Origin of the sequence: Microcystis sp. LE18-22.4A, from assembly GCF_027531105.1 — a bacterium.
Lineage (GTDB): Bacteria > Cyanobacteriota > Cyanobacteriia > Cyanobacteriales > Microcystaceae > Microcystis > Microcystis aeruginosa.
Genome location: NZ_JAPZRB010000561.1, coordinates 1 through 15,362, shown reverse-complemented (window position 1 = coordinate 15,362; position 15,362 = coordinate 1). Strand labels below are relative to the sequence as shown.

16 protein-coding genes, 1 other RNA gene and 1 pseudogene are annotated in these 15,362 nt (G+C 45.5%); 11 read left to right on the top strand and 7 right to left on the bottom strand.

The features are described from left to right. Together O9295_RS24130 and O9295_RS24125 are read left to right on the top strand one after the other, a co-directional pair. A partial coding sequence (locus O9295_RS24130) for a transposase (RefSeq protein WP_071784045.1) occupies nt 1–113 on the top strand: 113 nt, incomplete at its 5' end. A 26-nt stretch (nt 114–139) separates the two neighbouring features. Beyond that, entirely contained in the window at nt 140–958 is an 819-nt protein-coding gene (locus tag O9295_RS24125; RefSeq protein WP_012265380.1) for a transglutaminase-like domain-containing protein, read from the top strand. Between the two features lie 186 nt (nt 959–1,144). Here O9295_RS24125 and O9295_RS24120 read toward each other — a convergent pair whose 3' ends face one another. Then, nucleotides 1,145–1,951 carry a DUF8623 domain-containing protein gene (locus O9295_RS24120; protein ID WP_079208377.1) on the bottom strand — a complete coding sequence of 269 codons (807 nt, stop codon included), beginning with the start codon at nt 1,949–1,951 and terminating at the stop codon, nt 1,145–1,147. A gap of 77 nt (nt 1,952–2,028) precedes the next feature. Between O9295_RS24120 and murG the strand changes: the two genes are divergently transcribed. After that, complete coding sequence (gene murG, locus O9295_RS24115; protein WP_288035860.1) at nt 2,029–3,102, top strand: undecaprenyldiphospho-muramoylpentapeptide beta-N-acetylglucosaminyltransferase; 1,074 nt, start codon at nt 2,029–2,031, stop codon at nt 3,100–3,102. Here murG and O9295_RS24110 read toward each other — a convergent pair. From O9295_RS24110 to O9295_RS24100, 3 genes are all read right to left on the bottom strand, one after another. Beyond that, a complete protein-coding gene (locus tag O9295_RS24110; protein WP_288035858.1) occupies nt 3,084–3,674 on the bottom strand; it encodes a Uma2 family endonuclease in 591 nt (196 codons plus the stop codon). The genes murG and O9295_RS24110 overlap by 19 nt on opposite strands. 35 nt (nt 3,675–3,709) lie before the next feature. Then, the gene (locus O9295_RS24105; protein ID WP_288035856.1) at nt 3,710–4,570 is read right to left on the bottom strand and encodes a fructosamine kinase family protein; all 861 of its coding nucleotides are present in this window, start codon (nt 4,568–4,570) and stop codon (nt 3,710–3,712) included. Between the two features lie 130 nt (nt 4,571–4,700). Further along, complete coding sequence (locus tag O9295_RS24100) at nt 4,701–5,990, bottom strand: M16 family metallopeptidase (protein ID WP_288035854.1); 1,290 nt, start codon at nt 5,988–5,990, stop codon at nt 4,701–4,703. Nucleotides 5,991–6,318: 328 nt separating this feature from the next. Here O9295_RS24100 and O9295_RS24095 point away from each other — a divergent pair, with 328 nt between their 5' ends. From O9295_RS24095 to O9295_RS24080, 4 genes and pseudogenes are all read left to right on the top strand, one after another. After that, nucleotides 6,319–7,257 carry a hypothetical protein gene (locus O9295_RS24095; RefSeq protein ID WP_190721870.1) on the top strand — a complete coding sequence of 313 codons (939 nt, stop codon included), beginning with the start codon at nt 6,319–6,321 and terminating at the stop codon, nt 7,255–7,257. Between the two features lie 99 nt (nt 7,258–7,356). Next, nucleotides 7,357–7,860 (top strand): DUF1822 family protein, encoded by a 504-nt coding sequence (locus O9295_RS24090; protein WP_288035852.1) that lies wholly within the window; start codon nt 7,357–7,359, stop codon nt 7,858–7,860. Between the two features lie 148 nt (nt 7,861–8,008). After that, a pseudogene (locus O9295_RS24085) lies at nt 8,009–8,248 on the top strand (hypothetical protein); the annotation flags it as partial. Nucleotides 8,249–8,551: 303 nt separating this feature from the next. Then, entirely contained in the window at nt 8,552–9,247 is a 696-nt protein-coding gene (locus tag O9295_RS24080; protein WP_288035865.1) for a PEP-CTERM sorting domain-containing protein, read from the top strand. 30 nt (nt 9,248–9,277) lie between these two features. Here the strand turns inward: O9295_RS24080 and O9295_RS24075 are convergent, their stop codons facing one another. Both O9295_RS24075 and O9295_RS27595 read right to left on the bottom strand, forming a co-directional pair. Beyond that, entirely contained in the window at nt 9,278–9,613 is a 336-nt protein-coding gene (locus tag O9295_RS24075) for a XisI protein (RefSeq protein ID WP_190718574.1), read from the bottom strand. Beyond that, nucleotides 9,601–10,506: an element excision factor XisH family protein gene (locus O9295_RS27595; protein WP_353851890.1), complete on the bottom strand. Its 906-nt coding sequence runs from the start codon at nt 10,504–10,506 to the stop codon at nt 9,601–9,603. The genes O9295_RS24075 and O9295_RS27595 overlap by 13 nt, the downstream gene beginning before the upstream one ends. Before the next feature lie 226 nt (nt 10,507–10,732). Between O9295_RS27595 and ssrS the strand changes: the two genes are divergently transcribed. The 3 genes from ssrS to O9295_RS24055 all read left to right on the top strand — a co-directional run bounded on the left by ssrS (nt 10,733) and on the right by O9295_RS24055 (nt 12,789). After that, nucleotides 10,733–10,920, top strand: a non-coding RNA gene (gene ssrS / locus O9295_RS24065) — 6S RNA. A 182-nt stretch (nt 10,921–11,102) separates the two neighbouring features. Further along, the gene (locus tag O9295_RS24060) at nt 11,103–12,470 is read left to right on the top strand and encodes an NAD(P)/FAD-dependent oxidoreductase (protein WP_287732061.1); all 1,368 of its coding nucleotides are present in this window, start codon (nt 11,103–11,105) and stop codon (nt 12,468–12,470) included. 64 nt (nt 12,471–12,534) lie between these two features. Continuing rightward, entirely contained in the window at nt 12,535–12,789 is a 255-nt protein-coding gene (locus O9295_RS24055) for a hypothetical protein (RefSeq protein ID WP_147072923.1), read from the top strand. 446 nt (nt 12,790–13,235) lie between these two features. Here the strand turns inward: O9295_RS24055 and ccmP are convergent, their stop codons facing one another. After that, nucleotides 13,236–13,877, bottom strand: coding sequence for a beta-carboxysome protein CcmP (gene ccmP / locus O9295_RS24050; protein ID WP_110578761.1), 642 nt, complete (start codon nt 13,875–13,877; stop codon nt 13,236–13,238). A 289-nt stretch (nt 13,878–14,166) separates the two neighbouring features. Here ccmP and O9295_RS24045 point away from each other — a divergent pair, with 289 nt between their 5' ends. Next, on the top strand, nt 14,167–15,213 hold the full coding sequence (locus O9295_RS24045; protein WP_288035849.1) for a glucokinase: 1,047 nt from the start codon (nt 14,167–14,169) through the stop codon (nt 15,211–15,213). The last annotated feature ends 149 nt before the right edge of the window (nt 15,214–15,362 follow it).

Below are 15,362 nucleotides of genomic sequence, written 5' to 3'. Positions count from 1 at the left end.
TGGTCGAGGGAATCAACAATAAACTTAAACTAATAAAACGGAGAGGCTATGGCTTTAGAAACTTTCGGAATTTTTGGGTTAGAAGTATGTTATCTTGGCATCTTGTCTGTTGATTTAGCATAAAGGGTAACGAAGAGCCATGTTAATCCGTGTTGGTTATGAATTTGGCTTTGATGCCCCCTTACCCGTGGTTATGTTGTTAAAACTTTATCTACACCCCTCAATTTTAGCTCAAGTTAGACAATCGGAAAACTTGCAGGTGGAACCGGCAACAAAAATAGAAGAATTTTTAGATAGCTTCGGTAATCGAACCAGTCGTCTAATTTTACCCGCGGGACAGATCCGCATTCACAATGAAGCAGTTATCGAGAATGAATGGAAACCCGATATCGTTAATTGGAATGCCCAAGAAATTCCTTTAGCAGAGTTACCAACCCAAGTTTTTCCCTACCTAATGAGTAGCCGTTATTGCGAAGTAGATTTGCTTGCGGAAATTGCCTGGGAACTTTTCGGACAAACTCCCCCCGGTTGGGCAAGGGTACAAGCGGTTTGTGATTGGGTTCATAGTCACATTCGTTTTGGTTACGAATACGCGCGGGTGACGAAAACCGCCTATGATGTCTATCGGGAAAGAACGGGGGTTTGTCGCGATTTTAACCATCTAGCTTTGACTTTTTGCCGTTGCCTAAATATTCCCGCCCGTTATGCCTCCGGCTATCTCGGAGATATCGGTATTTCTCCCCAACCTCTACCGATGGATTTTAGTGCTTGGTTTGAAGTTTATTTAGACCATCAATGGTACACCTTTGATGCTCGTCATAACACCCCCAGAATCGGGCGGATTTTAATGACTCGCGGCTTAGATGCCGTCGATGCTTCCCTAACAACTTCTTTTGGTCAAGTAAATTTAACAAAATTTAAAGTATGGACGAGCGATGTTTCCCACCTCTATGCTTAATCAGAGTATTTATTAAACCTCTTGCATAATTAATTTTTGAGGGTTCAAAAACGGCAAAAATAAGGATTAAATTGCCTGAAAGTGCCAGCCATTGGAGTGAACGGGGGGAATAAAACCCTACACCCCACACCCTACACCCCACACCCCACCAACAAGATTTTTCAGCAAACCCTACTTAGATAAAAATTACTTTTCTACCTTAACCCGTTGAGTAACGACAACAATCCCATCTCCTTGGATTAAAATCGCCGATAACCAGCGATTTTCCGGTGTTGCCGGCGCTTTTACCCGCTTAAATAAACCGCCGGACTGTAATAATTCCAATTCTAGAGGCTTTGTATTAATATAACGCTCAATATCTACTTTCTCATCGATCGCCGTTCCGGCCAATAAATCATCCCCCAAAGGTTCGCGGACAATCACATCAAAATCAAATTCTTGACCCACTTTCACCCTTTCGGGAATTCTCACTTGAATACTGGGGGGATTTTTGCCGGTGCTTAACTCGACTCTCTCGCTTAAAATCTCCTGATAAACCAGTTTATTCCCTTGAAATTGTTGACGAGAACGAATCGTAGCATTCATTCCCACCACTCGTCCCTGCACCTTTCCCGTCCCGGTAATTTTAGTAATTGTATTGGCCGTTAACTTGTCCCCGGAACGACTCCAAGATTCGAGAGTCGTGGTGTATTGTAGATTGTTATAACGTTCCCAAAAATGAGTTAAAGCCTTTTTAGTTTTTTCGTAGGTCAAGCCATCGGAGTTAGTAAATTTCGGACTATAAAACTCCATTAATTGCTTGAGATTTCGCTCATTAGCCGCCGTTTCGATTTTGGAGATAAGCGTTTTTAAATTAGCCGGAGCAGTTTCTGGCTTTTCGGCCCGCAAACCGGTAGCAAGGGCAAAAGTTAACCCCAAACCTAACAGCAACGATAGGGAAAAATTGAGGGATTGACGAAAAAATTTATCGGGGATCGTGTTCAAGTTACGCATTAGTGATAGTTTGTGTAAGGATCGATAACTATGGTAGATTATTTCATTCTAGGGCTGAATTTCCCCTCTCTCGAATTATGGCACGCACTCCAACCCGTCTATTGATTGCCGCTAGTGGTACTGGTGGTCATTTATTTCCCGCTTTGGCCCTGGCCGAGCGCTTGCCGGATTACGAGATTGAATGGTTAGGAGTTCCAGACCGTCTCGAACAGTCCTTAGTTCCAAAAACCTATCCCCTGCACACCATCCCCATTGAGGGGTTTCAAACCCGTTTGGGGTTAAAAACTCTCAAGATTCTGTTCGGTCAACTGCGGGCCATTTGGCAAGTGCGTAGTTTAATCAAAAAACGTCAGATAGCGGCAGTTTTTACCACCGGGGGTTATATCGCGGGCCCGACCATTTTAGCGGCTCGTTTAGCCAATATTCCCGTCATCCTACACGAATCTAACTACATACCGGGCAAAGTCACGAAAGTTCTCGGTCGCTGGTGCGATACGGTTGCCCTCGGTTTTCAGGGAACCGCCAGCTATTTACCCGGCACTCGCACCACTTGGGCTAGTACGCCTGTACGAGAGCAGTTTCTCATTCCCCAGTCCCTGGATTTACCGATTCCAGAGGATGCTTTTTTAATTGTCGTTGCCGGTGGTTCTCAAGGGGCCGTGGCTCTTAATCAACTTGTGCGACAAAGCGCTCCCCAATGGTTAGAAAAAGGTATTTATATCGTGCATCTCACGGGAGAAAACGACCCCGAAGCGGATAGTTTGCGCCATTCTAACTATTTTTCCCGGCCTTTTTACAACAACATGGCGGGACTATGGCAAAGAGCTAATCTGGCTATCAGTCGCTCCGGTGCCGGCACTTTAACAGAATTAGCGATCACTTGTACGCCTTCGATTTTAATTCCCTATCCTTTTGCTGCCGAAGACCATCAGTTCTATAATGCCCAAGTTTTCGCTGAAGCTCAAGCCGCTTATCTTTACCGTCAAAATGAGTTAACTGCTCAGTTTTTAAGCGAATTAGTCCTCGATTTATGGTCTAATCCCGAAAAATTGGCCGCCATGGCCCAACAAGCTTCTCATCTAGCCATTAGTGACAGTGCCGATTTATTAGCCGATTTGTTGAGAAGAAAGAGTCACAAAGATAGTTTTTGAAACAAATCAGCCACGGGAAAAGTGAACCCCGGAACCACCTCTTCCCCCTCCAAAAAATCTCCTGATGTTAATAATCCCTGCGGTTCGTACCCAGAACGATAAACTAAGACATAGTGTTGACCTGGACTGATAACCCAGAGCAAACGAGTCCCATTGGCAAAATATTCGGCAATTTTGTCCTCGATTTCTGCCACTGTATTCCCTGGAGAGAGAATTTCTACCACTAAATCGGGCCCACCTTCTAAAAAACCCGTCGGCAATTCTTCCAATCCTTGCAGACGTTCCTTGGCAAAAAAGGCTATATCGGGAGAACGTTTATTGCCATTTTTCATAGTAAAAGCAGTGCTGGAGTCCAATAATACCCCTAGTTTTCGAGATGTTACTAAAGCGAATAAAGCAGCACTTAAAATAATGGCAATATAACCGTGTAAAGCCCCAGAATTCCCCATATTAGTTAACTCTCCCTTGACTAATTCGTAACGATTACCATCGTCAGGTAACGCCATAAATTCTGCATCAGTCCATACTTTTGTCTCTGGAGTTTTCATCACAGTAGTTTCTCGAATAGACATAATTTATCCTCGGTAAATATTCACAAGTAAAACCCTTAAAGAATTTCCTGTAACATCCGATTGGCCTGGGAAGCGTAACCACCACCAAATAAATTAAAGTGATTGAGAATGTGGTAGAGATTGTAAAGAGTTTTGCGCTTTTGATAACCGGCATCGAGGGGGAAAACATCGTTATAACCCCGATAAAAAGCCGCCGGAAAACCGCCAAAAAGTTCCGTCATGGCTAAATCTACCTCCCGGTCTCCCCAATAGGTGGCCGGGTCTAAAATTACTGGTTCCCCATCGACGGTAATGGCCGCGTTTCCCGACCATAAATCACCGTGGACAAGGGAGGGATGGGGTTGATGCTGACTCAAAATCTCGCTAATAGCGGGAATAACTTGATCCTCGTCGGGAAAATTGCCGCCGCGCTCCTTTGCAAGTCTTAATTGATAGCCAATACGCTGATGAGCGAAAAAATCCGCCCAACTGTTACTAACGGTATTGATCTGGGGAGTAGAACCAATGGTATTATTACAATGCCAACCAAAGCGATCGGACAGGGAAACTTGATGTAAACGAGCTAAATTTTGCCCCATTTTTTCCCAGCTTTGGCTATTGCCACCGCCGAATTCTAACCACTCTAGCACTAAATAACTAGATTTCTCGGCAATTCCCCAACAAATTGGCTCCGGAACCCTGATAGTCTTGGTAGCGTGAATTTGCTTTAATCCTAAAGCTTCGGCGGCAAACATGGCCTCTTGGTTCGCTTGGTTAATCTTAACGAAATAAATTAAACCATTGCCAGTGACGGCATAACCCTGATTGATGCAGCCACCACTAACGGGATGACTTTTCTCAATTTCAAAGGGTTTTTCCGTGGTTTGGGCAATATGTCGGGCAATTTGAGTCCACATAGGTTATCAGAATTCAGGAGTCAGGAGTCAGGAGTCGGGAGTCAGGTGTTAGGGTGTTAGGGTGTTAGGGTGTTAGGGTGTTAGGGTTTTGGTTGAAATTTCCCCATTTCCCCATTTCCCCATTCCCTGTTTACTGAATTGGTCTTACCACAACCACACCGTAAGCGTTAGGATTTAAATACTCTTGACAGGCATTTTGAATATCCTCTAAAGTGAGGGCTTCAATGTGTTGGGGATAACAAAAAGCTGGTTGTAAATCACCGATCTGAGTATGATAATAACCGTAAAGGTTAGCTCGATCGCTCGGTCTTTCATTGCTAAAAATAAACCGATTGGCCACTTGGGTTTTGACTCGTTCCAGTTCAGAAACTGTCACAGCTTCCTGTTGAATTTGTCCAATCTGTGCTACTATCTCCCGTTCCACTTGCTCGATATTTTCCGAGGCTAATTGGGCCGACACGGAAAACACTCCTTGCACTGCTTGGGACATATTACTGGCAGTTATTTGGGAAACTAAGGCCTTTTCTTGGCGCAGAGATTGAAATAATCGCGATACCTTGCCCTGACCCAGAATAGCCGCTAAAACATCGAGAGGATAGGTTTTTTCTAAGTCTCTCAACCCCGGCACTTTCCAAAATAGGATTAAGCGGGCCTGCTGCAAATTTTCATCCTCGTATTCTTGACGGATAATCTCTTTAAAGGGAGCTTCGGGCTTTAGATGGGCGATAGGATGGGAAATAAGCCCAGAATTGCCCTTACTGCCTAAAGTATCTAGAGAATCGCTCACAATAGCCATTAAATCATCTACAGGCAAATTACCCACCACTGCCACCGTCATCCATTCGGGACGATACCAAGTCTGATGAAAATCGCGCATTTGTTGAGGAGTAAGATTTTCAATCACTGCCGTCGGACCCAACACCGGACGACGATAGGGTAAAACTTGAAAACAAGTCTCCATGGTGCGATAAAAAGTGCGACGACGGGGATTATCCTGAGAACGACGAATTTCTTCTAAAATAACCTGTCTTTCCCGCTCAAAAGCTTCATCGGGGATTAAAGCTTCTAAAACCACTTCTAGCTGCAGCGGGGCCAGATGGGCGAAGTCCCGCGGGGCAGTGGTAATGTAATAATGGGTGTATTCTTGGCTAGTAGCGGCATTAGTCACCGCTCCCCTCGATTCGATCGCCCGTTCAAATTCACCACTGTCTAAGTTACGGGTTCCCTTAAAAACCATGTGTTCGAGAAAATGAGCCATCCCATTGATCTGATCCGATTCTAAGGCCGAGCCGACCTGCAGCCAGACATTGAGATTAACCGCTTCTACCGGTTGACTTTCGGCAATAATCGTTAAACCATTGGCAAGACGGTGCAGAATCGGAGTGTTAAGCGTGGCAGGTTTCCCTAGGATAGCCGTCATTCTTTATTAGTCCTCGGTGATCACTCTGGCAAAAATTGTCACTTTTCCCTATTGTAGTCCCAGACTTTCACAGAGCCAACAAGATCAGGTGTTGGCCAGCAATTACAAATTCAGAATGTAGCAAAATTGATCGAGGTAGGGTGTCGCTAGCGCCAGTGAACGCACCGTTAATGGAGGCTGCCGGGATATTCATTCCAAGAAATCGCTTTAGTCAATCAGGGGGTTGACCGTCATTTAAATTTCTAAAATATAAAGTTTTGTGACAACTTGAGACGATCGCAGGAGTTGGTTGTGATTTCTTTTATGAAAGCAGTTGAGAACATCATCTATGCCGTTAACCCAACCCTGTTTCTCCTCTTCTGAAGTTCGTCTGAATTCCATGGTCTCCCATCGCGATCGCGGAACTTCCCTGAAGCAAACCGATGATGATGACCTGCAATACCTCGCCCTGCAAGCGCGTTCCTATACTGGGACAGTGGGTTTGCAGCAGCAAGCCGCGATCGCTCGGTTACTTGATGCTCTGCGATTTTCGGGTCGGCTACGGGGTCGAGGTCATTATTCGGTAGAGGTCTATGAGGATGCGGTTAATCGAACGTTATGTTGGGTTGCTTTCCACCTCGACCAGTTCGATCCTGACCGGGGCAGTTTTCTGGCTTGGGTCAACTATCGGCTGGATATTCTGTTGCGAGAGGCGTATGCGGAAACGCTTGACCCGCTGGTCAGGGCGCAGAAGCAGCAATTGATTCGTCGCAAGTACCAACTGACGGCAATGGTTAGTCTAGTCGCTAAGGTTGGGCTGGGTTTCTGGTTAAGGTTACAGGTTAAAGGGATCGCGATTGATGAACAAAGTTTTGTCTGGTTGGCGGTTCTCTGTCGGTTATCTGGGCTAAGAAAGGCTAATCGGGCTTTGGGCGATCGCGTTTTTCTGGATCTGGCAAGGGCAACGTTATCGGTATCGCCTTTACAGCAGGTGAGCGGTGAGTCTGTTGTCTTTGAGAATTTGGCTCAACCAGTGGAGCAGCTTTGTTTGTCGGAGTTGATCGCTGAGTATATTGAGTCTGATCCGGAGTTGTTGTCTCGCCATCATGTCCATAATTGCCCGAAGGCGACTTTGAAGGCAATTTTGAGGGCGCGATTGGAGGCGCGATCTTGGCAGGAGATCGCGGATTCTTTTAGTTTGACTGTGGCAGTGGTGAAGAATTTTTTCTCGCGCCAGATGAAGACGGTTGCGCCTTTAATCGGACAGGAAATTCTGTCTTATTTGTAATTTTTTTAAGGAGGTGAATAACTTTTGAAAAACTCACTGGCTGAGTTTGCAGGGATTTTTGTGGAAAATTTAAGCTTCCAATGGGGGGAAATCAAGATAATGCCGACACGAATTAATCATAGTTCTGTATTTTTGATTGCTCTAGGAAGGGAAGCCCATGAAATCGCGGATTATTTTTGTCAACAACATTCTGATTTTGCTCTAGCTGAACAAGTCTATCTCAATACTTTGGCTGTGTATGCGGTCAACTGTTGCTTACGGTCTCTGGGTATTGCCACAGATTTGGAAGCGAGTGATAGCTGGAATCCTATCCTACAATCGCGTTTAATGGTAGCGGATTTGGTGGTGAGGGGTAAGGGGAAAGTAGAGTGTTGTTCTGTGATGCCGGGTGAGGATTTTATTGAGATTTCTGAGGAGGTTTTATCGGATAGAATTGGTTATCTATTTGTTGAGATTAATGCTGAGATGTCTGAGGCAAAGGTGTTGGGATTTTTGGAGAAAGTTAATGAAACAAAGTTAAGTCTTTTGGCATTGCTTTCTCTGGATGATTTGCCAGCATATCTGGAAAAAACTAGCTTTGAAAAGAAGCACCAACAGATTTAGAACATTACCTCGGAAAGGATTTTCAATTCATGATAGAAATCGGAATTTATTACTTCGATTTTTCCGTACAGTTTCATCGAACGATTTAGCTCATCACGCAAGTTTTATTAACTACTACAAACCTAGTTCACACTAAACATCAAAAACTATGAAAAGCCAAAACAAAAACAAAACTCTCTTCGGAATCGCCCTCGCGACTTCAGCGATCGCTCTCGGTTTCACAAATCCCGCCCACGCCGCTTCCTTTCAAGGTCTCGGTGACCTCCCTGGTGGGAGTTTCTCTAGTACGGCTTACGGGGTATCGGCGGATGGCTCCGTCGTCGTCGGTCGGGGCACTTCCAGAGGGCTCGAAGCGTTCCGCTGGACTCCATCAGGGGGGATGGTCGGTCTCGGTGACTTTTCTAGCGGGGGGGGTATCGAGAGCGGGGCTATCGGGGTATCGGGAGATGGCTCCGTCGTCGTCGGTTACGGCTACCCGAGCAAGTTCGGGGGGCCAGAGGCGTTCCGCTGGACTCCATCAGGGGGGATCGTCGGTCTCGGTTACGTCCCCAACGGGGGTTTCGAGAGCGTTGCTCTCGGAGTATCGGGAGATGGCTCCGTCGTCGTCGGTTTCGGCCGCGGTGGGATCGAGGCGTTCCGCTGGACTCCATCAGGGGGGATGGTCGGTCTCGGTGACTTTCCTGGCGGGATTTTGTCTCGCGCGGCTCGGGGGGTATCGGGAGATGGCTCCGTCGTCGTCGGTTTCGGCAATTCCGCGAGCGGGCAAGAGGCGTTCCGCTGGACGACCTCAGGGGGAATAGTCGGTCTTGGTGACCTCCCCGGCGGGATTTTCTCTAGCGATGCTCGGGGGGTATCGGGAGATGGCTCCGTCGTCGTCGGTTTCGGCAATTCCACGAGTGGGCAAGAAGCGTTCCGCTGGACGACCTCAGGGGGAATAGTCGGTCTTGGTGACCTCCCCGGCGGGATTTTCTCTAGCGAAGCTTATGGGGTATCGGGCGATGGCTCTGTCGTCGTCGGTTTCGGCAATTCCGCGAGTGGGCAAGAAGCGTTCCGCTGGACGACCTCAGGGGGGATGAGGAGTCTTCAGGACATTCTCACCACCGATTTCGGATTGAATCTGACAGGATGGCAGCTATCTGTAGCGTCGGGAATCTCCGCCGACGGGCTGACGATCGTGGGTTCTGGCACGAATCCTGGTGGTCAGACCGAAGCTTGGATCGCTCGACTTAATTCTACACCTAACCCACCACCAAAGAGTGTCCCTGAACCCTCTAATGTCTTCGGTTTAGGTTTACTCGGACTAGGTTTAACCGCAACAAAAGTAAAAGGTGTCCTATCAAAAAAAGCAAAGTCACCCACAGATAACCCCCAAGAACCAGACAGCTAACTGGGATCAATTGCAGTAGGATAAATTAATCTATCCTACTGCATAATCGGTCAATTGACGAAGTACAGGAGGATGAAAGCCAATGACAATATCTTTTTTAGGAACACCTAGTTTAACTAAGTCTTCAGCAATATCTTGTTCTGTCATATTCCATTGAATCCAAATTTTATCAGACTTGAGGTCAATATGAATAAGACAATAATGTACATATTTTTCGCCTTCCCACCCAAAGGTAACGACCTGATAATGTTCTTTTTGTTCATCAAAAATAGCTTGAATCTCTAAATCATTACAAGTGGGTTTATATTGAGTATATTCTGAGAGAATATTTTTGACTAATTGACGATATTTTGCTAATTTATCCATGTTAAAATTACCTCCTGATTTGGCGAAAAAATGATTAATTTTAAATGGTTTTCTCTAATCATCAATTGGGTAAAATCTAAAGAGAAAAAAGTGTCGTAAGTAAAACTAGGAATAGCTAAAAACAAGACTCTATCTGGATCTTTTCTCTTTAAAACCGCCCGATAATTAATAAATTGTCCTAGAGCAGTATGAAATTCTGAGATCGCTGAAGACCCCTCTAAAAAACTTTTAATTTCTACGGCAATCTTTTGATGATCTTTAGTCGCAGCAATCAGCTTTTCTGCGCCTAAATCGACAGCCATATTCACCCCTCCAAAACTTATCGTATAAGGGTCATGAGTAATTAACCAATTATCTTTGATCAAAGCGTTTTTGGCTGCTTGATAAACTAAATCTTTAGCCAATTTTACCTTTCTCCTGATTTGATAGGTTATCTTTCCCTGTTTTGAGGTGCGGCTTGAGCAACAAGGACAACTAATTTTCTCTGATTCATAGTACTGAGTCCCATCTAGGGCGACGAGTAAGTTGCCATCCAACGCCTCAAACCCCCTCAAATAGCCTTGGTCTTTCAGCCCTTGATCAATCCATTTGAACAGGGGAAAAAGATGCTTTGCGGCTATTCCATCGAGGATGTTCCGCATCTGCTCTACTGTCGGGATATTGACCAAACCAAACAGACTTTGAGCATTATCTCGTCCACAACGACTATTAAGTTGACGCTGATATTCTAGAAATGATTCATTCTGGCGAAAAAAGGCGGCGAATGCCCCTAATATTGCGTCTTTCAGACTGTAGCGGGTAGCATTGCTGGCACTTCGAGGGTCAGTTATCCCAGCGATAACTACCTGGAAATAGCTCAGCATCCCCAGAAAACCCAGTTGTTTGACTTCCATTCCCCCGAAACCCACTGTTCAAACCCTTCACTCCATTTTGAAAGGCAAGAGTAAGACTGGTTCTGTATTCTGTGCTACCGTTTCAATTGGGAATTGCTGGGTGTTGGCAGGCTTTTTGGCTGTGGTCGGTAAACAGTAAACTGAAAACTCAAATCTGATCACTGATAACTGATCACTGAATCGCCCCTCTTGCCTCTGAGAAAAAAAAATGCTACGATAAAACTAAATCGGGCTTCTACGTTGGTGACTGCCTTTCAAGTTTTTTGATCTATGCTTGATTGTGATAAGGGAGCAAATAACCAATTCGTGTGGTAGTAAACCGAGCTTGTACTCGGAAACAGAAACGCGGAATATAAGTTCCCACCTGGTTAACCCAGGTCATAAACTTAGGTAAAACGGCGTAGCGGTCTTTTCAAGTTTTTCGAGCAGATCAGAGTCCCTGTACTTCGTTGGTTTTGCCCTCCTCGCTGGCCAAAAAAGCGAGTATTTATATTTTTTTCTAGATTAAAGACGGCTGTTTTCGGTAACGCTTGTCACCGCTAAATTGTGACAATCCGGACTACACTAGGGAAAAATTTATGAATTATTGTTAAGCAATGACTGAAAAACAGCCAAGAGTTGTTATCATCGGCGGCGGATTTGCGGGTTTATACACGGCCAAAGCCCTAAAAAACGCCCCCGTTCATGTTACCCTCATCGATAAGCGAAATTTCCATCTTTTTCAGCCCCTCCTCTATCAAGTCGCTACTGGGGCGCTGTCTCCGGCCGATATCTCCTCACCTTTGCGCTTAATCCTACGGGGCCATGAGAATACAGATATTCTCCTCGATCATGCCATAGATATAGATCCAGTTAAGGGAGAAGTGATCTTGAAAGATCACCCGCCGATCGCCTACGATCAATTAGTCATTGCCACGGGAGTCAGTCATCACTATTTTGGCAATGATCAATGGCAACCCTACGCTCCAGGGTTAAAAACCATTGAAGATGCAGTAGAAATGCGTCGTCGTATCTATCTCGCTTTCGAGAAGGCCGAGAAAGAAATCGATGCCGAAAAGCGGCAAGCTTTATTAACTTTTGTGATTGTCGGTGGCGGACCGACGGGGGTAGAATTAGCAGGAGCGATCGCTGAAATTGCCCACGGTGCGCTTAGGTCTGATTTTCACCAGATTAACCCCACAGAAGCGAAAATTTTGCTCTTAGAAGGGATGGATCGAGTATTACCCCCCTATGCGCCCGATTTATCCGCTAAAGCTGCCGCTTCTCTCATAAAATTAGGGGTGACAGTGCAAACTAACAGCATCGTTACCAATATTGTTGAAGGTTGTGTCAGCGTCCGTCAGGGAGAAAAGACGACAGAAATCGCCGCCGAGACAATTTTATGGGCAGCAGGGGTAAAAGCATCGAGAATGGGGCGAATTTTGGCCGAAAGAACCGGGGTAAATCTCGATCGCGTCGGCCGGGTAATCGTCGAACCGGATTTAAGTATCGCTGGTTATGCCAATATTTTTGTGATCGGGGATCTGGCTAATTTTGCCCATCAGGGAGATAAACCTTTACCCGGAATTGCCCCCGTGGCCATGCAGGAGGGCGAATATCTGGCCAATTTATTAATTTCTCGCCTAAAAGGGCAAACTATTCAACCTTTTCATTATATCGATCGAGGTAGTCTGGCAGTTATCGGCCAAAATGCGGCCGTGGTTGATTTGGGATTTGTCAAGTTTTCCGGGTTCATCGCTTGGTTAGTCTGGGTTTGGGCCCATATTTACTATCTGATCGAATTTGATAATAAATTAGTGGTGATGGTGCAATGGGGTTGGAATTATTTTACCCGCGGTCGTGGCGCTCGTTTGATTACGGGAGAGGGGCAAAATTTAGCTTCTGGACAATTGCCGCAAAATAACGGCCAAAATAATAATCTAGCCGTTTCTAGCCAGACGGAAACTCTCTCTGCGCGATCGTGAAAGTGTGAAAAAATAGCCGTGATTATCCAGTTATCAGTTAGCAGGTAAGAACAATCGATCGATCATGAAAATAGAACGTCCTAACAGTCTAGAAATTACCCCAGAGGAAAGCCAAGAATTAGAATATTTACGAGTTACAATTGAACGAGCGATCAAAGATGGTGTGATCACAAGAATAGAATTTGAATCGATTAAAATGATCATGTTTTCTAACAAGAAAAACAATCCCGACCAAATCCTTCGTCAGGTGACACTCTATCGCAAGTTAGTCGTTGAAAAACTGAATAATAGCGAACTAATTTTTGAATCTCCTCAATAGGGCGAAATGCTGTTGTAAGCTATTCAGTACAAATGCTCAAACTTCATCTTCCTTCTTCCCACTCCCAACTATCCTATACCTGTTAAACAGGATTTAGTAAGTAGCTAGACACAATTAATTAGGGTTTGCGGCAAAAAGTACGGGCGAAGCATTCGGATAGAAAATCTCCGGTTTCACCGATAGGTTATTGCCCGAATGCTTCGCCCCTACAGGACTCGGGCTGATGAAGACGCAAGGTTTTTAACGACGATTCTCTCAAAATCTTGCACCTGTTTCGCGAGAAAAGCCATAAAACCCTTACCTTGCCTACATTTCACATTTATTCAGCAAGCCCTAATTATACATATCTAACCACCTCTTGCCTTTTGCCTCATGCATGAGTGCCTATCCTAACCAAGAAGTTAATTTTGTCCTACTACTTATTAGATAGTCAACAGCTTATTAGCCTATTCTTTTTTGTCGCTACCCGGAAAAGCTCGACCTTGAATATTTTCTAAAGCTGAAACTGCCGCCCTGGAACCGGCGATAATATCTCGTTCTTCTCCCCCTAAATATAAGCGGCCAAAACTGCCCACGGAAGTAACGTGTAGGATATTAATTAAAGCGGCTTTTTCGGCCTGATTAGCGGCCAGGGAAGCGTAGGCGGCCGGTTGCACTTCTAAAACGTATAAAGTCTGTCCTGCCATTAACATCATACCCCGAGAACTACGGTTAATTAATTGGGCTTGGTAAGCGTCAATGTTGCGAATAATTTGGCTAGAAACAATTTGCGGTTTCAGACAATCGCGCTGACTAACGCCTAAATACTGCAAAATTGCCTGACCGGCCGCCCTGACCTCTCCCTGACTGCTAGAATGGAGTTCTAAGAGTCCATAGAGTCGTTCTACGAATAGAACCCCCGGACGAACCACGGCGGATTTGAGGGCAATATCGGTGATGCGATTAATCTCGATGCCGGGGGAAATTTCAATCCAGAGGGAAGAATCCCCGGGTAAGGGTAAAAATCCTTGGGCGACTGTACCGATGTAAGCGGCGTGTTGAAGCTGTAAATTGTCAAGATAAACGTAACTGCGAAGTTCTACACCCAAGCTAATTTCTCCCTCTCTGGTCTATCTTAAAAGTTATGGGGACAGTGATAGGTTTTGCCGCCCTATCGATCGCCTTGAGGCTACAGTTAGACCTAAAATGTCTTTAAGTCCCCTTTCTGTCCTCTAGCAAATCCCCATTCCAACCCCGGAGCGATGATTAATCAATCCTTAATTAGGGCTTAGGCATTACCATCTTTCACTATAGTATAGAATTGACTGCCCTTAAATTTGCTGGGGAGAAGCGGTAAAAAAACTATAATTATGGGGACAAACTCAGGGAAAAACCAGCATGACGATTCTTTTAGGGGGAGATATCGGGGGAACTAAAACAATCCTGCGTTTAGTGGATTGCCAAAACTCATCGGATAGTCCCCAACCCCGGCTAATTACTCTCGATCAAGAAATTTATCCTAGTGAACAATACCCCGATCTGGTGCCGATCGTCCAGCAGTTTTTAGCCCGACAAACCACTATTCCCCCAGTGGCAAAAGCTTGTTTCGGTATTGCCGGTCCAGTGGTTAACAATAGTTCCGAATTGACTAATTTAAGTTGGTCTCTAACTGGCGATCGCCTAAGCCACGAGCTGCAGATTGAGCGGGTAAAATTAATTAATGATTTTGCGGCGATCGGTTATGGGGTGTTAGGATTGGCCCCAGAGGAGCTGCACAATCTACAGTCGGCTCCGGCAGTACCAGAGGCCCCGATTGCGGTTATCGGTGCGGGAACTGGGTTAGGAGAGGGTTTTTTGATCCCTGTCTCGAAGGGTACATATCGGGTCTTTGCTAGTGAGGGTTCCCACGCCGATTTTGCCCCTCGATCGAGTTTAGAATATCAATTATTAAATTATCTCTTAGATCTCTATAATATCGAGCGCATTTCGGTGGAGCGAGTGGTTTCTGGGCAAGGAATCACTTCTATCTATCGATTTCTCCACGATAGTAACTATAGTCAGTCATCACCGGCCATGGCGGAAATTTACCGTACTTGGTTAGCAGAAATGGGTAAACCGCAAAAAACCGTCGATTTAGCGGCCAAAATCGCCAGTTTTGCCCAAGATAACTCGGATGATCTCTGTTATCAAACCATGAAAATCTTTGTCGAGGCCTACGGTGCGGAAGCGGGCAATTTAGCCCTCAAGTTGCTTCCCTACGGAGGATTATACATCGCGGGAGGGATTGCGGCCAAAAATCTTCCCCTAATGACCGAGGGTAGCTTTATGAAGGCTTTTCGGGCTAAAGGTCGGATGACGGAGCTATTAAGCAATATTCCCGTTCATATCGTCCTTAATGCCCAAGTGGGACTGATGGGGGCAGTTTCCTGCGCTAGTCAGCTTTGACATCCTCGCCGCCGTAAACGGACGGCGATTCCCAAACCTCACGATTTGGGTTTCTGCTTCTTTCCCGAAGGATTTTTCGCACCTGCCTTAACAGATTTACTCTGTTCTGGTCTTATGGTCGCTCTACAGACTGACACCGCAAGCCCTGC

What these genes read in the sequence shown, in the direction of transcription:
- O9295_RS24110 (WP_288035858.1), bottom strand. Translation starts at nt 3,674, where the DNA reads ATGTCTATTCGAGAAACTACTGTGATGAAAACTCCAGAGACAAAAGTA.
- O9295_RS24090 (WP_288035852.1), top strand. Translation starts at nt 7,357, where the DNA reads ATGCCGACACGAATTAATCATAGTTCTGTATTTTTGATTGCTCTAGGA.
- O9295_RS24095 (WP_190721870.1), top strand. Translation starts at nt 6,319, where the DNA reads ATGCCGTTAACCCAACCCTGTTTCTCCTCTTCTGAAGTTCGTCTGAAT.
- O9295_RS24100 (WP_288035854.1), bottom strand. Translation starts at nt 5,990, where the DNA reads ATGACGGCTATCCTAGGGAAACCTGCCACGCTTAACACTCCGATTCTG.
- O9295_RS24125 (WP_012265380.1), top strand. Translation starts at nt 140, where the DNA reads ATGTTAATCCGTGTTGGTTATGAATTTGGCTTTGATGCCCCCTTACCC.
- O9295_RS24075 (WP_190718574.1), bottom strand. Translation starts at nt 9,613, where the DNA reads ATGGATAAATTAGCAAAATATCGTCAATTAGTCAAAAATATTCTCTCA.
- O9295_RS24060 (WP_287732061.1), top strand. Translation starts at nt 11,103, where the DNA reads ATGACTGAAAAACAGCCAAGAGTTGTTATCATCGGCGGCGGATTTGCG.
- O9295_RS24120 (WP_079208377.1), bottom strand. Translation starts at nt 1,951, where the DNA reads ATGCGTAACTTGAACACGATCCCCGATAAATTTTTTCGTCAATCCCTC.
- O9295_RS24055 (WP_147072923.1), top strand. Translation starts at nt 12,535, where the DNA reads ATGAAAATAGAACGTCCTAACAGTCTAGAAATTACCCCAGAGGAAAGC.
- murG (WP_288035860.1), top strand. Translation starts at nt 2,029, where the DNA reads ATGGCACGCACTCCAACCCGTCTATTGATTGCCGCTAGTGGTACTGGT.
- O9295_RS24045 (WP_288035849.1), top strand. Translation starts at nt 14,167, where the DNA reads ATGACGATTCTTTTAGGGGGAGATATCGGGGGAACTAAAACAATCCTG.
- O9295_RS24105 (WP_288035856.1), bottom strand. Translation starts at nt 4,570, where the DNA reads ATGTGGACTCAAATTGCCCGACATATTGCCCAAACCACGGAAAAACCC.
- O9295_RS27595 (WP_353851890.1), bottom strand. Translation starts at nt 10,506, where the DNA reads ATGGAAGTCAAACAACTGGGTTTTCTGGGGATGCTGAGCTATTTCCAG.